Source organism: Erythrobacter sp. WG, assembly GCF_026586795.1.
Taxonomy (GTDB): Bacteria; Pseudomonadota; Alphaproteobacteria; order Sphingomonadales; family Sphingomonadaceae; genus Erythrobacter.
The window spans coordinates 15,422-33,758 of record NZ_JAPFGY010000015.1 but is presented as its reverse complement, the minus strand read 5'-3'; the positions used below and the strand labels follow the sequence as shown (position 1 = coordinate 33,758).

The window sequence follows — 18,337 nt, the reverse complement described above, 5'->3', positions numbered from 1 at the left end:
GTCAGCATGGCCACAATGACCGCCTTGGGGTCGCTAGCCGAACGGCAGCTTTTGGCTCAGACGAGGCTGATGCGGTCACTCCGTTGATCGTCGCCCCCGGCGCCGGACACGGTGTCCGGTCTGTCCGCTTCGGGCCGGTTCCGCTATGTCCACACTGTCCCCGAACAGCGCAAGATTCAGATCAGCAAGTGCCCTGACCGGTCGCGCTTGGTCGCAAGATAGCGGGCGTTGTGGGGATTTTCGGGGAGCTGGTGCGGCACGCGCTCGCTGACCGTGATCCCTGCTGCTTCCAGCGCACGCACCTTGGCCGGGTTGTTGGTGAGCAGCCGGATGATCGTCGCCCCCAGCAGCTCCAGCATCCGCGCCGCCACCGGGAAGTCGCGTGCCTCGTCGGGGAGGCCGAGGCGCTGGTTGGCCTCGACCGTGTCGAAGCCCTGGTCTTGCAACCGGTAGGCGCGCAGCTTGTTGATGAGCCCGATCCCGCGCCCCTCCTGCCGCATATAGAGCAGCACGCCCCACCCGCCGGTCGCCCGCGCTTCGGCGGCCATGGCGTGAAGCGCGGCGTCGAGTTGCGGGCCGCAGTCGCACTTGAGGCTGCCGAGGATGTCGCCGGTGAGGCATTCCGAATGCAGGCGGACGAGCGGCTGCCGGTCGCCGTTCTGCCTGCCGACGATGAGCGCCACGTGCTCTCGCAGGTCGGCGTCGGAGCGGAAGGCGACGATTTCGGCGTCCTCGCAGGCGGAGACCGGCAGGCGCGCGCGGGTGACGATCCTGAGCGCTCCGGCGTCCCGGTAGGCCGCAAGATCGCTCACCGCGACGGGGAGCGCCTCGCCTGCGGCTTCGGCGTCCACGAGAAACGCGGGGAGGATGCCTGCAATGCGTGCGAACTCCAGCGCGGCGGCGGCCACCTCCGGCCAGGCGAAGCTGACCGCCTTGAACGGCCCCTTCAAGGGATTGCCGAGATCGAGCGCCGGATCGGCGATTGGCAGGGCATCGGACAGCGTGAAGTCCTCGCCGCCCGCGATCAGGACCGGCGCGTGGGGCACGCCAGGGCTTTGGGCGGCCTCGCGCTGGTTGGCGAGCTTCAGGGTGGCGGCGCGGGCGGCGGAGATCAGCATCCTGGGCGCGGTGGCCCCGCGCGCGATGGTCGTCTCGACCGGCAGCAGGGTCGGCCCGCCCGCGAAGGCGAGTGGCCAGCCGTGGCGCAAGCCGTCGACCGCCTGTGCGGCGCGGCGTTCGGGTGAGGGCCCTGCCCTCAGAGCTCGAACTCCGTCACCAGCGGCACGTGGTCCGAAGGCTGGTCCCAGGCACGCGCCTCCTCGATCACGCGGTGCGATGTCGCCTGCCTCGCGAGTTCGGGCGAGGCCCACATGTGATCGAGCCGCCGCCCCTTGTCGTTCTCCTGCCAGCCCGGATTGCGATAGCTCCACCAGGAGTAGTAGCGCCCCGGATGGGGCACGTGCTCGCGGCCGATATCGACCCAGCCGTGCGCGTCGCGGAACTTGCCCAGCGTCTCGACCTCGATCGGCGTGTGACTGACGACCTTGAGGAGCTGCTTGTGGCTCCACACGTCGCTTTCCAGCGGAGCGATGTTGAAGTCGCCGACGATCAGCGTCGGGCGGTCGAGCTTGTCGGCCCAGCGCGTCATGCGCCCGAGGAAATCGAGCTTCTGACCGAACTTCGGGTTCACCGCGCGGTCCGGCACATCACCGCCGGCGGGGACGTAGACGTTCTCGAGCAGCAGGTCGCGCCCAAGCACCTCGACCCCGATATGCCGCGCCTCGCCATTGTCCTGCCAGTCGTGGCGCGTGACCTCGCGGATTGGCACGCGGCTCACCGTGGCGACGCCGTGATAGCCCTTCTGCCCGCTCACCGCCTGCCAGGTGTAGCCGAGGTTCGCCAATGCCTCGGCCGGGAACAGGTGGCTCTCGCACTTGATCTCCTGCAGGCACAGGATGTCGGGCGCGGCCTCGGTCAGGAGCTTCTCGATCAGCCCCACGCGCAGGCGCGCGGAGTTGATGTTCCAGGTGGCGACGGAGAGCTTGGGGGACAGCATGGGGCGGGACTTAGGACCACCCACCGCAAGTTTCCAGCTTTCACTTTATCGTCGCGCGGGCGCGCGATAGGAGCGGCCGCGCCCTTGGGAGACCCGCCATGACCCGCACCATTCTCGCCGCCCTGCTGCTCGCGTCCGCCGCCGCCACCCCGGCGCTCGCCAAGGATCGCCGCGCGCCGGCCGAGCCGCGCGCGAAGAACGTCATCCTGTTCATCGGTGACGGCATGGGTATCTCGACCATCACCGCTGCACGCATCTACGAAGCGCAGAAGCGCGGGGAAACCGGCGAGGAAAACCAGCTCAGCTTCGAGAAATTCCCCAATGTCGCGCTGGTCAAGACTTACAACACCAACGCGCAGGTCCCCGACAGCGCGGGCACGGCGAGCGCGATGAACACGGGCGTGAAGACCCGTATCGGCGTGCTCGGCATCGGGCCGGAGGCGACGCGCGGGGTCTGCAAGGAGGCGCTCGCCCATGCGCTGCCGACGATGGGCGAGGAAGCCAAGAAGCGCGGCCTTGGCGTGGGGATCGTCACCACCACCCGCATCACCCACGCCACCCCGGCGGCGGTCTATGCCCATACGGCGGATCGCGACTGGGAAAGCGATACCAATATCCCTGCCGATCAGCAGGGGCAGGGCTGCAAGGACATCGCGCAGCAGCTAGTCGACGCCAGGTTCGATCTTGCCCTCGGCGGGGGCACCGCGATGTTCTATGGCAGCACCGGCGGCGGGCGGCGTGCCGACCCGGCGGCGGACCTGCCCGCCGCGTGGGCCGCAAAGACCGGCGGCGTGGTGGTGAAGGACGCCGCAGGCCTCGCCGCCGCGCCGAAGGACAAGCCGGTGCTCGGCCTGTTCAGCCCCAGCCACCTCACCTACATGGCCGACCGCAAGCCCGACAGCGCCGAGCCGACCCTCACCGACATGACCGCGCAGGCGATCGACCGCCTGAAGGGCGCAAGGAAGGGCTATTACCTGATGGTCGAAGGCGGGCGCATCGATCATGCCCACCACGAAGGCCGCGCCGGCTACGCGCTCGAGGAAGCGGTGGAATTCGCCCGGGCGGTGCAATGGGCGGTCGACCACACAGATCCGCGGGAGACGCTGATTCTCGTCACCGCCGATCACAGCCACGTCTTCACCATCGCCGGCTACCCGGTGCGCGGCAACGACATCCTTGGTCTCGTCATCCCCCCGCCGGGCGGCGGCGACGGGGATCATGCGGGCGCCGACCTGCCGGGCGCGCCGACCCGCGCGCTCGACGGCAAGCCCTACGCCACGCTCGGCTACGCCAACGGTCCCGGCGCTGTGAAGGGCGAGCGTCCCGAGCCGACGACCGGCATCGCGGCGCGCCAGCAGTCGCTCGTCCCCACCGGCGCCGAGACGCACGGGGGCGAGGATGTCGCCCTGTTTGCCACCGGCCCCGGCGCGGCGCGCGCGCGCGGGGTCATCGAGCAGAACGTCATCTTCACGATCATGGCGCAGGCGCTGGGCTGGCAGAAGTAGGAAGCCGAGGACATCGCAGCCCGGATGGGCTGCGGCTCCGGGAAGGCAGCAAAAAACCCTCGACCCGGGGGCGGTGGGTCGAGGGTTCCATGGAGCGTTCGTCACGCTTGTACAAAGCAGGCCCTGATGAAGGGTGGGCAACAGGGGGGAAACCTCCCTTCGGCCCGCTCTGTCCTGTCGGTCTAGCGGTCTGTGCCTTTCAGCCACATGAACGCGAACCTTTTTCTGTCGCTTTCATACAACCGATCGCCGCGCACCCGTTCATCCCGGACGACGAGCCGAGCGGCGAGGATCCTTGAAGGTGAAGGTGCTGTCGTCGACCGCAACACCGTAACGCTGGTTGGCGAGCTGCACCCGGGTGCGATTGTTCTGCGCATCGAGCGCCACCCAGTGGGTGAGCTGCAACCCACCCGGCGCGGCGGCGTTCTTGACGAAGATCAGCGTGATCATCCCGAACTCGGGCTTCTTGGGATCGCGCACCTCGACACTGACGACGTCCGGGTTGCCGGTCGCCACCAGCTTGCCGAAGCGCTTCACGTCCTTGTCGGGATCGAACAGCGCGCCGAGCGGCGAATTGCCGATCGGCCAACGCTCGACCTGCGCGACCTCGTAGTCGACGACGTAGAGCGACTTGCCGTTGGAGATGACGAGGAAGTTCGCCGACTTGCCATAGTCGAAGCGGATCTTGCCGGGCCGCTTCAGCGTCATCGTGCCGCGCAGGGTCTGGCCCTGGCGGTCGGTCTGGGTGAAATCCGCCTTCATCGTCGAGATGCCGCGCAGGGCGCCGACGACGCGGTCGAGATCGCCCGCCTGCGCCGTCTGCGCGGCGGCGGGCTGGGTCAGCGACGGAAGATTGCCGGGAGCAAGGCCGAGCGCGAGCGCGGCAGTGCTGAGGCCCAGCACAAGCGTGCGGGCGGGAGTGATGTGTTTGATCATGCCGACGCGCCTAGGGCGGAGGGCTTGAACTGTCGATGAATTATCGCGCCCGGCCAGCGGCCGCGGCGGGAAGCCGACCTTACTTGATCTTGGCTTCCTTGAACTCGACGTGCTTGCGCGCGACCGGATCGTACTTGCGGAAGCTCATCTTCTCGGTGATGTTGCGCGGGTTCTTCTTGGTCACGTAGAAGAAGCCGGTGCCCTCGCTCGAGACGAGGCGGATCTTGACGGTGGTGGGCTTCGCCATGGCGGTTTCCTGTCGACTGGTCGGCCCACTGGTGCATTGGCGCGGGCGTCAAAAAACAAACGCGGCGCGCCCGGATCGGACCGGCACACCGCACACGAGCGCGCCATTCGCCGATTCACGGGGAAAAGTCAACAACAGTCACCAGTCCGAAGCGCGGGGCTTGCCGCGGTTGGCCTTGACCGCGCCGCGCACCTTCTTGACCTTCAACCGCTCGGTCTTGCCCACCCGGTTGAGCCGGGTTTTCGCGCGCCGCTTGGGCTCCACCTGTCCCTCTTCCAGCAGCGCGGCAAGCTTTGCGCGGGCGTCCTGGCGGTTGGCCTCCTGCGTCCGGTGCGCCTTCGACGTGACGATCAGGTCGCCGTTTCCAGCGAGCTTCGCCCCGGCCAGCGCCCGCAGCCGGGCGAACACCGGGGGGCTGAGGCGCAGGGCATAGATGTTGACCCTGAGTTCGACCTCCGTCGCCACCTTGTTGGCATTCTGCCCGCCCGGGCCGGAGCCCGCAAGGAAGCTCTCGCTGGCAAGCCGCAGCGCGCGGCTCGCGAGCGGTTCGGGCGCCGCGTCATCCATCGCTCGCCCCGAGCGCGAGGAAGTCGGCCGGCAGCGGGGCGCGGGCCTCGATCGCAGTCTTGCCCGGGCGGGTGACGGCCAGGCTCTCGGCATGGAGCATGGTGCGCCGCGCCCCCGCGACCGGCCCGGCACCATAGACCGGATCACCGAGCAGCGGCGCGCCCAATCCCTTCAAGGCATGGACCCGCAACTGGTGGGTGCGGCCGGTTTCCGGGCGGAAGCGGATCAGGCTGTGCGGCCCCAGTTCCCCCACCAGTTCCCAGTGCGAGACGGCAGGCTTGCCCTTCTTCGCCGCGATCATCCGCCAGCCCTTCTCGGCCGAGCTGATCTTGGCGAGCGCGAGTTCGACGGTGCCGGACGTCCCGGGCGGGCGTCCCGCCAGGATCGCCAGATAGGTCTTGCCGACCAGCCGCTCCTCGAAGGCGCGGTTGAAACGGGCGAGCGCCTTGGGGTTGCGCGCCAGCAGCAGGCAGCCGGAGGTGTCCGTATCGAGTCGGTGGACTGCGACGGGCGGGCGCTGGAAACCGAGCTTGAGGCGATCCAGATGGTCATTTAGCGATGCCCCGCCCTTGCGCGGGCGGTCGACCGGCAGGCCGGCGGGCTTGTCGATGACCAGCGCTTCGCCGTCTTCGTAGAGGATGGGGATGTCGGGCATGGCCCCCGTTATCCGCTGATCTCGGGATTGTCGAACGGCTGCGGGCTAGACCAGCACCGCGCGCACCAGTCCGCGCACCGCATTGCCGAGCCAGAACCCGCCCGCCAGATCGTCCAGCGTCAGCTCCGCCTCGCGCGCCTTGCCTTGGGCGATCAGGCTTGCGCGCAGCACGCCGGGGAGCAGTCCCAGCGCCGTCGGCGGAGTCAGCAGCACGCCGTCGGGCCCCTCGGCGAAGAGATTGGTGTAGCTTCCTTCCGTGACCAGCCCGTCGGCCCGCACCAGCAGCGCCTCGTCCGCGCCGAAGCTGCGGGCCGCGCCCGCGGCGTCCTCGTAGAAGCCCCGGTCCGAGGTCTTGTGCGCGAGCCGCCAGTCGGAAGGGTCGAGAGGGTGGGGCAACGCCGCCACGCGCAGCGGCGCCTCGCGGGGCTCTGGCAGCGGCGCCGTCTCCAGCGCGCTCGCCCCGCTGCGCGCGACCAGCAGCCGCACCTTGGCGGGCGCGTCGAGCTCGAAGCACAGCGCCTGGATCTGGTTGCGCACCGCATGGCGATCGAAGGCGAAGCCGAGCACCGCCGCGCTCGCCTTCATGCGCGCGAGGTGCTCTTCGAGCAGCGCGATTCCCGTCTCCGGCTCGAAGCGCATCGTCTCGATGAGATCGCAGGCGGGCGCGGTCAGCCCCGGCGCAGCGCGGCGCAGGAAGCCTGCCTTGACCTCGCATTCGCGCCGTTCGGCCATCGCCTCGCTGTCGGCGACGATCGCCGAACCGATGCCGAGCACCGCCGTGCCCTGCCCGTTCTCGATGGGGGTGAGCCGCAGGGTGCGGATCGCGACGTTGAAGGCGGCGTTGCCATCCGGATCGATCCGGCCGATGGCGCCGCAATAGGGCCCCCGCGCATCACGCTCCACCTCGGTCAGGAGCTCCATCGCCCGGATCTTCGGCGCGCCGGTGATCGATCCGCAGGGGAACAGCGCGCGCACCAGGTCCATCGCCCCCTGCCCCTCGGCAAGTCGCGCGCGCACTGTGGAGACCATCTGATGCACGGTCGGATAGCTTTCGACCGCGAAGGGCGCATCGACCCTGACGCTCCCGGCTTCCGCGACCCGCGAAAGGTCGTTCCTCATCAGGTCGACGATCATCAGGTTCTCGGCCCGGTCCTTCTGCGAGCTTGCAAGGTCCTCGGCCATCGCCGCATCCGCCGCCGCATCGGCCATGCGCGGGCGGGTGCCCTTCATCGGCTTGACCTTGGCCTCGGCGCCATTCAGCGCGCAGAACAGTTCGGGCGAGAAGCTGAGGAGCCAGTGCGCGCCGTCGAAGATCAGCCCGCCATATCCGGCCCGCGCGCCGTCGCGCAGCGCGGCGTAGAGGCCCACGGGATCGCCCCGGAACGATCCGGCGAGCGGATAGGTGAGGTTCGCCTGGTAGATGTCGCCGGCATGAATGGCTTCGTTTAGCGCGGCGAAGGCCGCCGCATAGCCGCCGGGCGAGAGCTGCGGCTCCATCGGACCGAGGGTGCCGGGGCCGTCCGAGCGGTTGCCGAGCCAGGCCGGCACTTCGGCGGCCGGGATGCGGCGGGGGGCACCGAACAGGCCGAGCCAGACCAGCGGGCCGGCCGCACCGCTGCGCGCGGCGGCGCGGGGCCGCAGTTTCGGCTCCAGCGCGAGGCCTGCCTCGTAGGCGATGTAGCCCGCCAGCGCGCCGCCTTCCTCGCGCCGCGCCGCATCGGCCGCGCCGAGCACCGCGTCCACCTCCTCCGGCCGGTGCGCGGCGAACAGCGCGCGCGGGGCTTCGTAGAGCAGCGCATCGGCGGCGCCCTTCCCGTCACGGGCATCATCGAGCAGAACGAACGGCACTCCCATGCGGATCAGCCTTAACCAAAACGGCGCGGCTGTCGAGAACTTGACCGCCGGGCGCGGTGCCTGCACATCCCGGACAACTGATCGGGAAGGGGCAGGCGATGGTTGAGGGTGCGGGGGCGGACAGGGCGGGCGAAATCTTCCTCGGGCTCGGCGCGGAAGGATCGCGGCAGACGCTGCTGCTCAGCCGCGCCAACCGCCACGGGCTGATCGCGGGCGCGACCGGGACCGGGAAAACCGTGACCTTGCAAGGAATTGCCGAGAGCTTTTCGGCCGCCGGCGTGCCGGTCTTCGTCGCCGACGTGAAGGGCGACCTTGCCGGAATCGCAATGCCGGGTTCGCCGACCTTCAAGAACGCCGACAAGCTCGAGGCGCGCGCCCGCGAGCTGGGCATCACCGACTATGCCTATCGCGACAACCCGGTGATCTTCTGGGACCTTTATGGCGAACAGGGCCACCCGATCCGCACCACCGTATCCGAAATGGGCCCGCTGCTGCTGTCCCGGCTGCTCGACCTCAACGAGACGCAGGAAGGCGTGCTCCAGATCGTCTTCCGCCACGCCGACGAGAACGGGCTGCTGCTCCTCGACTTTGCCGATCTTCAGGCGCTGCTCGCCTGGGCGAACGAGAATTCCGCCGAATTGTCAGGCAAGTACGGCAATGTCACCAAGCCCTCGGTAGGCTCGATCCAGCGCCAGCTCCTCAGCTTCGAGGCGCAAGGGGCAGACCACTTCTTCGGCGAGCCGGCGCTCGAGATCGACGATTTCCTGAAGGTTGACGAGCAGGGGCGCGGCATCATCAACGTGCTGGCCGCCGACAAGCTGATGCGGAGCCCCAAGCTCTATGCCACCTTCCTCCTGTGGCTGCTGGCGGAACTCTTTGAATCGCTTCCCGAAGTCGGCGATCCGGAGAAGCCTCGCCTCGTGTTCTTCTTCGACGAGGCGCACCTGCTGTTCGACGATGCCCCCAAGGCGCTGATGGACACCATCGAGCAGGTGGTCCGGCTGATCCGTTCCAAGGGGGTCGGGGTCTACTTCGTGACGCAGAACCCTATTGATATTCCGGAGAAAGTCGCCGGGCAGCTGGGCAACCGGGTGCAGCACGCCCTGCGCGCCTTCACCCCGCGCGACCAGCGCGCCATCAAGGCCGCGGCCGAGACCTTCCGGGTCAACCCGAAGCTCAACGTTTCCAGTGCGATAACCGAGCTCAAGGTGGGTGAGGCGCTGGTCTCGACGCTCGACGGCGACGGGGCGCCGGGGGTGGTCGAGCGGACGCTGATCGCCCCGCCGCGTTCGCGGCTCGGGCCTGTCACCCCCAAGGAACGCGCGATAATCCAGTCGGTTAGCCCGCTCGAGGGCAAGTACGACACGCGCATCGACCGCGAGAGCGCGGCCGAGGTGCTCGCCGCCAAGGCCGCCGATGCCGCCGCGACGGCCGAACAGGTCGCCGAAGAAGGCGAGGAGGCGGTCCGCGGACAGGCGCGCAAGAGCCCGAACCTGTGGGGCAAGGCCTTGAAAACGGGAGCGAAGGTCGCGCTCGGCGGGGCGGCGGGGGTGGCGGCCTCCAAGGCGCTGGGCAAGAAGAGCCGGGCGAACCCGATCGCCTCGGGCGTGACCTCGGCGGCCGGATCGATCGCGACCGACCTTGCCGGACCGATCGTCGGACGCTTCGTGCGCAACCTGATCGGCGGGCTGATGCGCTGAATTGTGGCCGGACCCGATGTTTCACGTGAAACACCGCAGCTGGCGAGGGTCTGGCAGGGGTCTGGCAGGGGTCTAAGGGGGGTCTGGGCCGGGCCGAGCGCGGGTCTCGCGCGGGCTGGGCGGGGGCGAGGCGCGGGTGCCTTTCCGGCAGGTGCCGAGGTCCGGTCACGCGTTTGGAGCTTGCTGAGCCGAAGGCAGCCTTTCGCCGGTGGCGGCGGAACCCCCACCCCCGGCCCCTCCCCTTGGGGGAGGGGGGGAAGAGGGAGCGGCGGCTTGACCGCGCCAAAGCGAGCCGGGGGCGGACGCCGTTACCGCGAAGCAGCGGCGCGGGGAGGCCGCTCACCGCTCCCGGTGCTGCGAGCCCTCTCCGGCGGTGATGAAGATCGCGGTCGCGCTGTCGGCGACGTCGGCGGTGTGCCACACGCCTGCCGGGTTGATCGCATACTCGCCCGCCGCAAGCGCGGTTTGCGCCACGCTCCCGTCGGCCAGCTCCTGCACCAGCACCAGCGATCCCGCCACGCAGATCACCACCTCGTCGCCCGCCGGGTGCATCTCCCACGAGGTCCAGCTTTCGGTGAAGGTGTATTGCGACACCAGCCGCCCTTCCGCGCCGTCATCGCCGTGACGCGCGCCGTAGCCTTCGTACCACGCCATGCCCGAGAAGGGCGGCTGTTCGACCGCCCTTGCCCCGCGCCCGAGATGGATGAACCGTTCCTCCAGCCGGGGCGCGGTCACGATCCATCGCCCGCCGCCGCGCCGGCACCGTCCGAGGGGGCGACCATGCAATAGGCGTTGAGCTTGTTGCCGTCGGGATCGCGGAAATAAGCCGCGTAGAAGCCGTCGTTCCCGCGCGGGCCGGGTTCGCCCTCGCAGGTGCCGCCATGCGCGAGCGCGGCCGCGTGGATGGCGTGGACGAGATCGGGCGTCTTGACCTCGAGCGCGACCATCACCCCATTACCGACCGTGGCGCGCTCGCCGTCGAAGGGCATGGTCGCCGCGATCCCCGGCGCGCCGCCGTATTCGCCCCAGGCGATGAAGCTGTCGAACTCCATCATGCGCCCCACGCCGAAATGCGCGGCGATCGCGTCATAGAAGGTGGCGGCGCGGGCGAGGTCGTTGGTGCCGAGGGTGACGTAGCCGATCATTGATGTTCCTCCCGTGAAGACGAATCGCTGTAGGAGAACATTACAGGAACATTGAGGTTCCAACAAGGAGAGAGCTTCGCCTCCCCGGGCTTGACCCGGGGCCCCGCTCCCTGCCGCAGGAGAACAGCGGGGCCCCGGCTCAGGGCCGGGGAGGCGAGGGCGTCAGAGGGGCTGCGTCTCGCGCTCCAGCCATGCCAGATCGTCCCCGGCCAGCCGCGACGAGAGAAGCTCGCGCACCTTCGCGTGATAGGCGTCAACCCATGCGATCTCCTCCGCCGTCAGCAGCGCGGTGTCGATCAGCCGGCGGTCGAGCGGCACGAAGGTCAGCGTCTCGAAGCCGAGCCAGCGGCCTTCCTGCCCTTCGATCTGCCGCTCCTCGACCAGCACGAGATTCTCGATGCGGATGCCGTATTCGCCCGCCTTGTAGTAGCCCGGTTCGTTGGAGAGGATCATGCCGGCGTGCAGTTCCTGCGCGGTGCCCGCCTGCCCGCCATTGGGCTTGGCGATGCGTTGGGGCCCTTCGTGGACGGCGAGCACGCTGCCCACCCCATGCCCGGTGCCGTGGGCGTAATCGACGCCCGCCTCCCACAGGTATTGCCGCGCCAGCACGTCGAGCTGCCCGCCGGCGGTGCCTTGCGGGAAGACCGCGCGGGCGAGCTGGATGTGGCCCTTGAGGACCCGCGTGTTGCGGTCCTTCATTTCCTGGCTCGGCTCGCCCGGCCCCACCCACACGGTGCGGGTGATGTCGGTGGTGCCGCCGGGATATTGCCCGCCCGAATCAACGAGGTAGATCGAGGAGGGGGGGATGGCGATATTGCTGTCCTCGTCGACCTTGTAGTGCGGCAGCGCGGCATGGCCGGCGGCGGCGGAGATGGTGTCGAAGCTGAGATCGGAGAGGCCGGGGTCCTCTTCGCGGAACGCCTGGAGGCGCGCGGCGGCGCCGAGTTCGTCGACCTCGCCCGAGGGGGCGTGGATCTCCAGCCAGCGCAGGAAGCGGCTCACCGCCGCCCCGTCGCGCGCCTGGGCGTCGCGCTGGCCGGCCTGCTCGGCGTCGTTCTTGATCGCTTTCGCAAGGATCGTCGGGTCCTGCCGGAAGGCGAACGTCGCGCCCCCCGCCTTCAGCGCCAGCGCGACGGCGGCGACCGCGAAATCCGGATCGAGCGCAACGCTCTTCCCCGCGAAGGCGGAGCCGAGCGCCCCCTCGAACTCTGCCCGGTCGCGGATCGTCACCGCATTGCCGAGGTGACGGGTGAGATCGGGCGTCACCTTCCCGGGCGCGATGAACAGCTCGGCGCTGCCGTCCTTGTGGGCGATCACATAGGAGAGCGCGACGGGGGTGTGGGCGACGTCTTGCCCACGGATGTTGAGCAGCCAGGCGATCGAATCGAGCGCGGGGATCACCACCGCGTCGTGGCCGTGCCGCTCGAGCCAGTCGGCGACGGCGGCGCGCTTGTCGGCCGAGGATCGCCCGGCGAGCGCCTCGTCGAAGGGCACGGCGGGTGCGGGCGAGGGGGCCGGGCGGTCGGCCCACACGGCGTCCAGGGGGTTGCCCTCGGCCGGCACCAGCGCGATGCCGCTTGCGGCGAGCGCCCGCTCCAGTCCTTCCGCCCAGGCGAGGGTGTGGAGCCACGGGTCATAGGCGATCCGCGCGCCGGCCTCGCTCACCTCGGCGAGCCAGCCCGCCAGGGTGTCGCCGGGGATGGAGCGGTATTCGAAGAGATTGCCGTCGACCTGCTCGCGCACCTGCACGGTGTAGCGTCCGTCGACGAAGATCGCCGCGTGGGTGAGGGTGACGCAGGCGAAGCCCGCCGAGCCGCCGAAGCCGGTCAGCCACTTCAGCCGCTGGGCATAGTCGCCGACATATTCGCTCATGTGCTCGTCTGAGATCGGGACGACGAAGCCGTGAAGGCCGCGGCGCTTCAGTTCCTCGCGCAGGGCGGCAAGGCGGGCTTCGTGGGTCTGCATCAGCATATCGTCGATCCTCGGGCGCGGCGCGGGCTCTTGCCGCGCAACAATGTCTCATTACAAGCACCAGCATAGGCCCCTCGCCCGCGTCTTTCCACCCGGGAGGCGCGGGCGCGGGCACCACCCCAGGGGAGCACTTTCGATGACGCGTCCGATCAGCCGCCTTGCCCTTGCCGCGGCCCTTGCCACGCCGCTCGCCGCCACCACCTTGGCGGCTCCCGCCATCGCGAACACCCGAGAGGAACAGCCGAGCGTGACCACGACTTCCGCCGCCGCCACCGAGATCAAGCCGCCCGTCGCCGCCAAGCGACCGCACACCTACACGGTCCACGGGATCACCGTGGAGGACCCCTACGACTGGCTCTACGACAAGTCCTATCCCAAGGTGGACGACGCCGAGGTGCTCGACCACCTCAAGGCCGAGAACGCCTATTTCGAGGCGAAGATGGGCGGGCAGGCGGCCTTCACCGAGGCGCTATTCACCGAGATGCGCGCGCGCATCAAGGAGGACGATTCGACCGTGCCCCAGAAGGACGGCGACTGGCTCTACTGGTCCGAGTTCGAGGAAGGCGCGCAGTATCGCAAGCACTACAGGAAGCCTGTCGCCGGGGGTGAGGCGCAGCTGCTGATCGACGAGAACGAGCTTGCCAAGGGCCTCGAATACTTCCGCCTTGGCGCGGCCTCGATCAGCAAGAGCGGGCGCTATCTCGCCTACTCCACCGACACCAACGGGTCGGAACGCTACACCGCGCGGATCAAGGATTTGCAGACCGGCGAGCACCTGCCCGACGTCATCGAGAACCTGCGCAGCGATCTCGTGTGGGTGAAGAACGACACCGCGCTCGTCTATGGCCCCTCGACCGAGGAGTGGCGCACGCTCGAGGCGAAGATGCACGTCATCGGCACGCCGACATCTGAGGACGTGACGCTCTACAAGGAGGAGGACCAGTCTTTCGGCGTCGGCACCGGCCTCACCGCGCAGGAGGACTGGCTGGTGATCGCCACCGGCGACAACGAGACGAGCGAAGTGCGGCTCGTCCCCGCCGACAACCCCACCGCCGCGCCGATCCTCGTGAGGCCGCGCAAGAAGGGCGTCGAATACTCGGTCGACGTGCGCGACGGGGAGCTGTGGGTGCTCACCAACGACGATCACATCAACTTCCGCTTGGCCAAGGCCTCGCTCGCGAAGCCGGGCGAGTGGCAGACGGTGATCGCGGGCTCGGACGAGTTCTACCTGACCGGTTTCGACCTCTTCAAGGACTTCTTCGTCACGGAAGGGAGGCTCAATGGCCTCGACCAGATCCAGCTCCGGCAATACGCCGCGCCGGCGAAGGTCACGCCGATCACCTTCCCCGAGCCGAGCTACACCGCGGGGCTTTCCAACAACCCCGAATACGACATGAAAAAGCTCCGGCTCGCCTACCAGTCGATGGTGACGCCGAGCACGGTCTATGATTACGACGTCAAGACCGGGAAGCTCGAGACCCTCAAGACGCAGGAGATCCCGAGCGGCTATGATCCCAAGCTCTACGTCTCCGAACGCCTGACGATCACCGCGCGAGACGGGACGCAGGTGCCGGTCAGCGTGGTGATGCGCAAGGACCGCGCGGCAATTTTGAAGAAGGCGGGCATCGAAGGGCCGGGGCCGCTCCACCTCTATGCCTACGGCGCCTATGGCTATGCCGTGCCGCCGGGCTTCTCGACGACCCGCCTCAGCCTCGTCGACCGCGGCTTCGCCTATGCCATCGCCCATATCCGCGGCGGGGACGACCTCGGGCGGCGCTGGTATCTCCAGGGCAAGCTGTTCGAGCGGACCAACACCTTCAACGATTTCGTCGATGCGGGCCGAGGCCTGATCGCCAGGGGCTACACGGCGGAGGGGAAAGTCACCGCCAGCGGCGGCTCGGCGGGCGGCGAGCTGATGGGCGCGATCATCAATCAGGACCCTGCGCAATACGGCGCGGTGGTCGCTCACGTGCCCTTCGTCGATGTCGTAAACACCATGCTCAACGAGAAGCTGCCGCTCACACCGGGCGAGTGGCAGGAGTGGGGCAATCCGATCACCGACAAGGCGGCCTTCGCCTATATGCTATCCTATTCGCCCTACGACCAGGTGACCGCCAAGGCGTACCCGCCGATGCTGGTGACCGCCGGGCTCAACGACCCGCGCGTGACCTATTGGGAGCCCGCCAAGTGGGTCGCCCGCTTGCGCGAGCTGAAGACCGACGACAACCTGCTGCTCCTCAAGACCAACATGGGCGCAGGGCACGGCGGGCAGTCGGGCCGCTGGAACAGCCTCAAGGAGACGGCCGAGGAGTTCGCCTTCATCCTGTGGCAGATGGGCATGGCGCCGAAGCAGTAGGCCCCGCCCCCAAACCCCGTTCGTGTCGAGCGAAGTCGAGGCACGTCGCGCGGCCTCTCGACTGCGCTCGAGGCGAACGGGGTTTTGGCTATTTGCCCTGACCGGGTTCCCCCTTGGCCAGTTCCACCAGCTCCGGCGGAAGCGAGACCCCGTAGCGGATCGCTTCTGCCGCCAGCCCGGCGACGACCGCCTCCATCTCGATCCCGAACATCGCAAGCTTGAGGTAGAGTTCGGGCACAGCGCGGATCAGGCCGAAGCCGGCCTCGTTGCCGAAGCGCGGGATCGGGCCCGAAGGGAGCGGCCGCTTGTCGAGATCGGGGGTGAGCTGCCACACCATCCCCACCTTGCGGCTGTTGAAGATCGCCAGCAGTCGCCCGTAATCGCTCGCCAGCAGCATCGCCGGCATCGCCGCGAGGTAGCGGCAGGCGGCGACGGTGGCGGTGCGGTCGCGCAGGCCCAGCGCGCCCTCCAGCCAGCCCAAGGCGCGGCGCAGGTCCTCGCGGCTTGCCTCACCGGCGTGTTCGAGCAACCAGTCGTAGCCCTTCAGGGCGGAATTCCACCGCCGCGGATCGGCCTCGACCGCACTCCAGAAGACATCGACCGCGTCGGCGACGGTTGTCATTTTCCCGCCCTCGTAGGAAAAGGCCCCCTCGGGCGTGACGACGAAGCTCTTCCCCCTGCTGCCCGCGGGCTGCTCGTAGGTGAAGCGCGGGCGAAAGCCGCGGTCGGGATGCTCGGGCTTGTCGGACGGCGTGTCGGTCATGGCGCGCAGGCTAGCGGGCGCGCGCTAACAAGTGCTTGCGATCCTTGCCGTGCCGAGCAGCGCCAGCTACCCCAGCTCCGTTCGTGTCGAGCGAAGTCGAGACACCTGCGCACTGCCTCTCGACTTCGCTCGAGGCGAACGGAGTTTGTCCATGCCCTCGACCTTCACCCGCACTTTCACCGCGCTCCCCGAGCACATCGACGAGCTCGGCCACGTCAACAACACCGTCTGGGTGCAGTGGATCCAGGACATGGCGACCGCGCACTGGGACGCAGTGGCGCGCCCGGAGGACCGCGCGGCGTTCTTCTGGGTCGTGGTGCGGCACGAGATCGACTACCGGGGCAATGTTGCCGAAGGCGCCGAGGTCACCGCGTCCACCTGGATCGAGGGCGGGGCGATGGGCGCCAAGTCGCTGCGGCGGGTGGAGTTCACCGATGCGAGCGGCAAACGCCTCGTCAGCGCCGCGACCACTTGGGCGATGATCGACCGCGCCACCGGGCGGCTGGCCCGCGTGCGGCCCGAGGTGCTGGGGCCTTTCCTCTAAGGATCATCCCTAATCCTTTCGCCTCGAGCCCTTCGGCAGGCTGAGGGCAGGCTGCCGCCCTTCGGACGTTAGTCGAGAGGCCTCGCACCGGTGTCTCGACTACGCTCGACACGAACGGAGCTTCGGTCGCTTAAGCCACCCGTTCCTCGCCCGCCGCGCGGCTTTCGGGGGCGGCGGTGAACATCGTCAGGCGCTCGTAGTTCATGCGGTTGCGGCCCGCGGCCTTGGCCTCGTACATCAGCGCGTCGGCGCGGGCATAGAAGGCGTGGAAGGTCATGCGGTGGCGGGCCGGGTCGGCCAGCATCACCACCCCCATGCTGGCGGTGACTGGCAGTTCGAGCCCCGGCACCTCCTGCGCGATCCGCATCGGGATCGCCTGGCGCAGCGCCTCGGCGCGCTCGAGCGTGCGGGGCCCGCGCAGCAGCACCACGAACTCCTCGCCGCCCAGCCGCACCGCCATCGCGTCGGGATCGCCGTTCGCCCGCAGCGCCGCCGCGCAGGCGACCAGCGCCGCATCGCCGACCTGGTGGCCGTGACGGTCGTTGATCGCCTTGAAGCGGTCGAGGTCGACCAGCGCGAAGGTGTCGAAGCCCTGCGCCAGCAGCGCATCGAAGCGCGCCTCGATCGCCCGCCGGTTCATCAGCCCGGTGAGCGAATCCCGGGTCGAGATCTGCTCGAGCATCTTGGCTTCGGTGAGCGCCGCGTCGCGCTCGCGGCGGATCGCGAGGAAGCGGTCGGCGATCGCGAGGGAGATCACCACCACCTCGATGCCGACCGCGATGTAGAGCAGCTCGTCATAGCTCGCCGGGCCGACATGGAGGCCGAGGCCGCGCAGCAGCCGTTCCACCGAGGCGATGATGATCGGCGCCCAGGCGGCGGCGATGTAGCGCGCCGAGCGGCTGCCGCGCAGCAGCGCCTCGAAAACGGCGGCGCTGATGACGATGATGCAGGGGAGGAAGGTGACGAAATAGGCGGCATCGTCGAAGGCCTGCGTCGCATCGAGCTGGAGCGCGCAGAAGCCTGGCAGCAGCATCGTCGTCCAGCCGGTCGCGATGGTCAGGCGCCGCATCGCCGGCGACTGCGCCCCGCGTTCGAGGAAGGAGACGAGGAACAGCGCCGAAAGCCCCGCGCCCAGCGCGTAGGACAGCGGGCCGATCACTGCCAAGAGCCGCACCGGCAGCGTGACATAGGCCGAGACGAGCCCGCCGGCGGCGAGGATGTAGACCATCATCGCGGCCACCATCCCGGCGTGCATCAGCACGAACCGCTCGCGCAGCACCAGGAAGAAGCTGATGTCGAACAGCAGCGGCAGGACCAGCATTCCCATCACGAAGGCGAGCAGCACGATGTCGATGCGCGGTTCCGCGGCGAGCACCGGGTTGGTGGCGATGCGCGCCTCGGTGAGCAGCGGCACGGAATGCGGGCCGGCGATGCGCACCAGCAGGAGCGCGGTGTCGGGCGTGATTTTGGGGAGCGGCAGGCGGAACACCGGACCGGCGGCGATGGGCCGCGCGTCCGCCTCGGTGTAGGTCGCCGTGCGCGCGGTGCCGCCCGTATCGATGGCGGTGAAGGTGATGCTTTCGAAGCGCGAGATGCGGGTGAAGAAGGCGCGCGGGGGCTCCGCGCCGGCCCAGGCCGAGGCCTCGAAGCGCAGCCACGCGGCGGGCGTGGTCGAGCGCCAGCCGGCATTGTCGCAGACCCACGCCGCGCGGGCGCGCATCTGCGCGGCCGTGCGCGCGGCATCGGTCGCGGCATGGCAGGCGGGCGCGTAACTCGGCACCGCATGATCCTCAGCCGCAACCGGCCGGGAGACCAGCAGCGCGAGGACGAGAATTGCCGAAGCGACCCTGACGAGGAGGCGGCAGAGAGCCATGCCCGCGAGCTACCACGCCGACCCTTACGATGCTGTTAAGCGCGACCCCTCCGGATCGCATTAAATTTGATTTATTTTCATGATCTTGCGAGACCTGCGCGCAGACCCCGTGCGCACCCCGCTTGCCGCGCGCCGGACGCGGTGGCATCGGCGTCACATTCGTGT

Annotated in this window: 16 protein-coding genes; 4 read left to right on the top strand and 12 right to left on the bottom strand. The window is 69.0% G+C overall.

Going from position 1 to position 18,337, the window contains the following annotated elements:
* Window positions 1-176: 176 nt before the first annotated feature.
* Together ribA and OPU67_RS09285 are read right to left on the bottom strand one after the other, a co-directional pair.
* On the bottom strand, window positions 177-1,208 hold the full coding sequence (ribA, locus tag OPU67_RS09290; protein WP_267619255.1) for a GTP cyclohydrolase II: 1,032 nt from the start codon (window positions 1,206-1,208) through the stop codon (window positions 177-179).
* Between the two features lie 47 nt (window positions 1,209-1,255).
* The gene (locus OPU67_RS09285; RefSeq protein ID WP_267619254.1) at window positions 1,256-2,056 is read right to left on the bottom strand and encodes an exodeoxyribonuclease III; all 801 of its coding nucleotides are present in this window, start codon (window positions 2,054-2,056) and stop codon (window positions 1,256-1,258) included.
* Window positions 2,057-2,154: 98 nt separating this feature from the next.
* Here OPU67_RS09285 and OPU67_RS09280 point away from each other — a divergent pair, with 98 nt between their 5' ends.
* Window positions 2,155-3,561, top strand: coding sequence for an alkaline phosphatase (locus OPU67_RS09280; RefSeq protein ID WP_267619253.1), 1,407 nt, complete (start codon window positions 2,155-2,157; stop codon window positions 3,559-3,561).
* A gap of 261 nt (window positions 3,562-3,822) precedes the next feature.
* Here OPU67_RS09280 and OPU67_RS09275 read toward each other — a convergent pair whose 3' ends face one another.
* From OPU67_RS09275 to pabB, 5 genes are all read right to left on the bottom strand, one after another.
* Window positions 3,823-4,497 carry a LolA family protein gene (locus tag OPU67_RS09275; protein WP_267619252.1) on the bottom strand — a complete coding sequence of 225 codons (675 nt, stop codon included), beginning with the start codon at window positions 4,495-4,497 and terminating at the stop codon, window positions 3,823-3,825.
* Window positions 4,498-4,576: 79 nt separating this feature from the next.
* Entirely contained in the window at window positions 4,577-4,744 is a 168-nt protein-coding gene (gene rpmG, locus OPU67_RS09270; protein WP_017664380.1) for a 50S ribosomal protein L33, read from the bottom strand.
* A 138-nt stretch (window positions 4,745-4,882) separates the two neighbouring features.
* Window positions 4,883-5,311 (bottom strand): alternative ribosome rescue aminoacyl-tRNA hydrolase ArfB, encoded by a 429-nt coding sequence (arfB, locus tag OPU67_RS09265; protein WP_267619251.1) that lies wholly within the window; start codon window positions 5,309-5,311, stop codon window positions 4,883-4,885.
* On the bottom strand, window positions 5,304-5,966 hold the full coding sequence (locus OPU67_RS09260; RefSeq protein ID WP_267619250.1) for an RluA family pseudouridine synthase: 663 nt from the start codon (window positions 5,964-5,966) through the stop codon (window positions 5,304-5,306). The genes arfB and OPU67_RS09260 overlap by 8 nt, the downstream gene beginning before the upstream one ends.
* A gap of 45 nt (window positions 5,967-6,011) precedes the next feature.
* Window positions 6,012-7,820 (bottom strand): aminodeoxychorismate synthase component I, encoded by a 1,809-nt coding sequence (gene pabB / locus OPU67_RS09255; protein WP_267619249.1) that lies wholly within the window; start codon window positions 7,818-7,820, stop codon window positions 6,012-6,014.
* Window positions 7,821-7,918: 98 nt separating this feature from the next.
* On the opposite strand from pabB, the gene OPU67_RS09250 reads away from it, so the two are divergent.
* Entirely contained in the window at window positions 7,919-9,520 is a 1,602-nt protein-coding gene (locus OPU67_RS09250) for a helicase HerA-like domain-containing protein (RefSeq protein WP_267619248.1), read from the top strand.
* Between the two features lie 339 nt (window positions 9,521-9,859).
* Here OPU67_RS09250 and OPU67_RS09245 read toward each other — a convergent pair whose 3' ends face one another.
* The 3 genes from OPU67_RS09245 to OPU67_RS09235 all read right to left on the bottom strand — a co-directional run bounded on the left by OPU67_RS09245 (window position 9,860) and on the right by OPU67_RS09235 (window position 12,636).
* Entirely contained in the window at window positions 9,860-10,255 is a 396-nt protein-coding gene (locus OPU67_RS09245) for a cupin (protein WP_267619247.1), read from the bottom strand.
* A complete protein-coding gene (locus OPU67_RS09240) occupies window positions 10,252-10,665 on the bottom strand; it encodes a VOC family protein (RefSeq protein ID WP_267619246.1) in 414 nt (137 codons plus the stop codon). Before OPU67_RS09240 ends, OPU67_RS09245 begins: the two co-directional genes overlap by 4 nt.
* Before the next feature lie 162 nt (window positions 10,666-10,827).
* Window positions 10,828-12,636, bottom strand: a complete 1,809-nt coding sequence (locus OPU67_RS09235; RefSeq protein ID WP_267619245.1) for an aminopeptidase P family protein — start codon at window positions 12,634-12,636, stop codon at window positions 10,828-10,830.
* Window positions 12,637-12,772: 136 nt separating this feature from the next.
* Here OPU67_RS09235 and OPU67_RS09230 point away from each other — a divergent pair, with 136 nt between their 5' ends.
* Window positions 12,773-14,992 (top strand): S9 family peptidase, encoded by a 2,220-nt coding sequence (locus OPU67_RS09230; RefSeq protein ID WP_267619244.1) that lies wholly within the window; start codon window positions 12,773-12,775, stop codon window positions 14,990-14,992.
* 88 nt (window positions 14,993-15,080) lie between these two features.
* On the opposite strand, the gene OPU67_RS09225 is transcribed toward OPU67_RS09230, so the two are convergent.
* Window positions 15,081-15,755: a hypothetical protein gene (locus tag OPU67_RS09225; RefSeq protein ID WP_267619243.1), complete on the bottom strand. Its 675-nt coding sequence runs from the start codon at window positions 15,753-15,755 to the stop codon at window positions 15,081-15,083.
* A 151-nt stretch (window positions 15,756-15,906) separates the two neighbouring features.
* Between OPU67_RS09225 and OPU67_RS09220 the strand changes: the two genes are divergently transcribed.
* Window positions 15,907-16,299, top strand: a complete 393-nt coding sequence (locus OPU67_RS09220; RefSeq protein ID WP_267619242.1) for an acyl-CoA thioesterase — start codon at window positions 15,907-15,909, stop codon at window positions 16,297-16,299.
* A gap of 130 nt (window positions 16,300-16,429) precedes the next feature.
* Here the strand turns inward: OPU67_RS09220 and OPU67_RS09215 are convergent, their stop codons facing one another.
* Complete coding sequence (locus OPU67_RS09215; RefSeq protein WP_267619241.1) at window positions 16,430-18,172, bottom strand: diguanylate cyclase; 1,743 nt, start codon at window positions 18,170-18,172, stop codon at window positions 16,430-16,432.
* Between the last annotated feature and the right edge of the window lie 165 nt (window positions 18,173-18,337).

Bases quoted from the DNA above. Each gene is read 5' to 3' on its own strand.
- OPU67_RS09285 (WP_267619254.1), bottom strand. From the start codon at position 2,056: ATGCTGTCCCCCAAGCTCTCCGTCGCCACCTGGAACATCAACTCCGCG.
- OPU67_RS09280 (WP_267619253.1), top strand. From the start codon at position 2,155: ATGACCCGCACCATTCTCGCCGCCCTGCTGCTCGCGTCCGCCGCCGCC.
- OPU67_RS09275 (WP_267619252.1), bottom strand. From the start codon at position 4,497: ATGATCAAACACATCACTCCCGCCCGCACGCTTGTGCTGGGCCTCAGC.
- rpmG (WP_017664380.1), bottom strand. From the start codon at position 4,744: ATGGCGAAGCCCACCACCGTCAAGATCCGCCTCGTCTCGAGCGAGGGC.
- arfB (WP_267619251.1), bottom strand. From the start codon at position 5,311: ATGGATGACGCGGCGCCCGAACCGCTCGCGAGCCGCGCGCTGCGGCTT.
- OPU67_RS09260 (WP_267619250.1), bottom strand. From the start codon at position 5,966: ATGCCCGACATCCCCATCCTCTACGAAGACGGCGAAGCGCTGGTCATC.
- pabB (WP_267619249.1), bottom strand. From the start codon at position 7,820: ATGGGAGTGCCGTTCGTTCTGCTCGATGATGCCCGTGACGGGAAGGGC.
- OPU67_RS09250 (WP_267619248.1), top strand. From the start codon at position 7,919: ATGGTTGAGGGTGCGGGGGCGGACAGGGCGGGCGAAATCTTCCTCGGG.
- OPU67_RS09240 (WP_267619246.1), bottom strand. From the start codon at position 10,665: ATGATCGGCTACGTCACCCTCGGCACCAACGACCTCGCCCGCGCCGCC.
- OPU67_RS09235 (WP_267619245.1), bottom strand. From the start codon at position 12,636: ATGCTGATGCAGACCCACGAAGCCCGCCTTGCCGCCCTGCGCGAGGAA.
- OPU67_RS09230 (WP_267619244.1), top strand. From the start codon at position 12,773: ATGACGCGTCCGATCAGCCGCCTTGCCCTTGCCGCGGCCCTTGCCACG.
- OPU67_RS09225 (WP_267619243.1), bottom strand. From the start codon at position 15,755: ATGACCGACACGCCGTCCGACAAGCCCGAGCATCCCGACCGCGGCTTT.
- OPU67_RS09220 (WP_267619242.1), top strand. From the start codon at position 15,907: ATGCCCTCGACCTTCACCCGCACTTTCACCGCGCTCCCCGAGCACATC.
- OPU67_RS09215 (WP_267619241.1), bottom strand. From the start codon at position 18,172: ATGGCTCTCTGCCGCCTCCTCGTCAGGGTCGCTTCGGCAATTCTCGTC.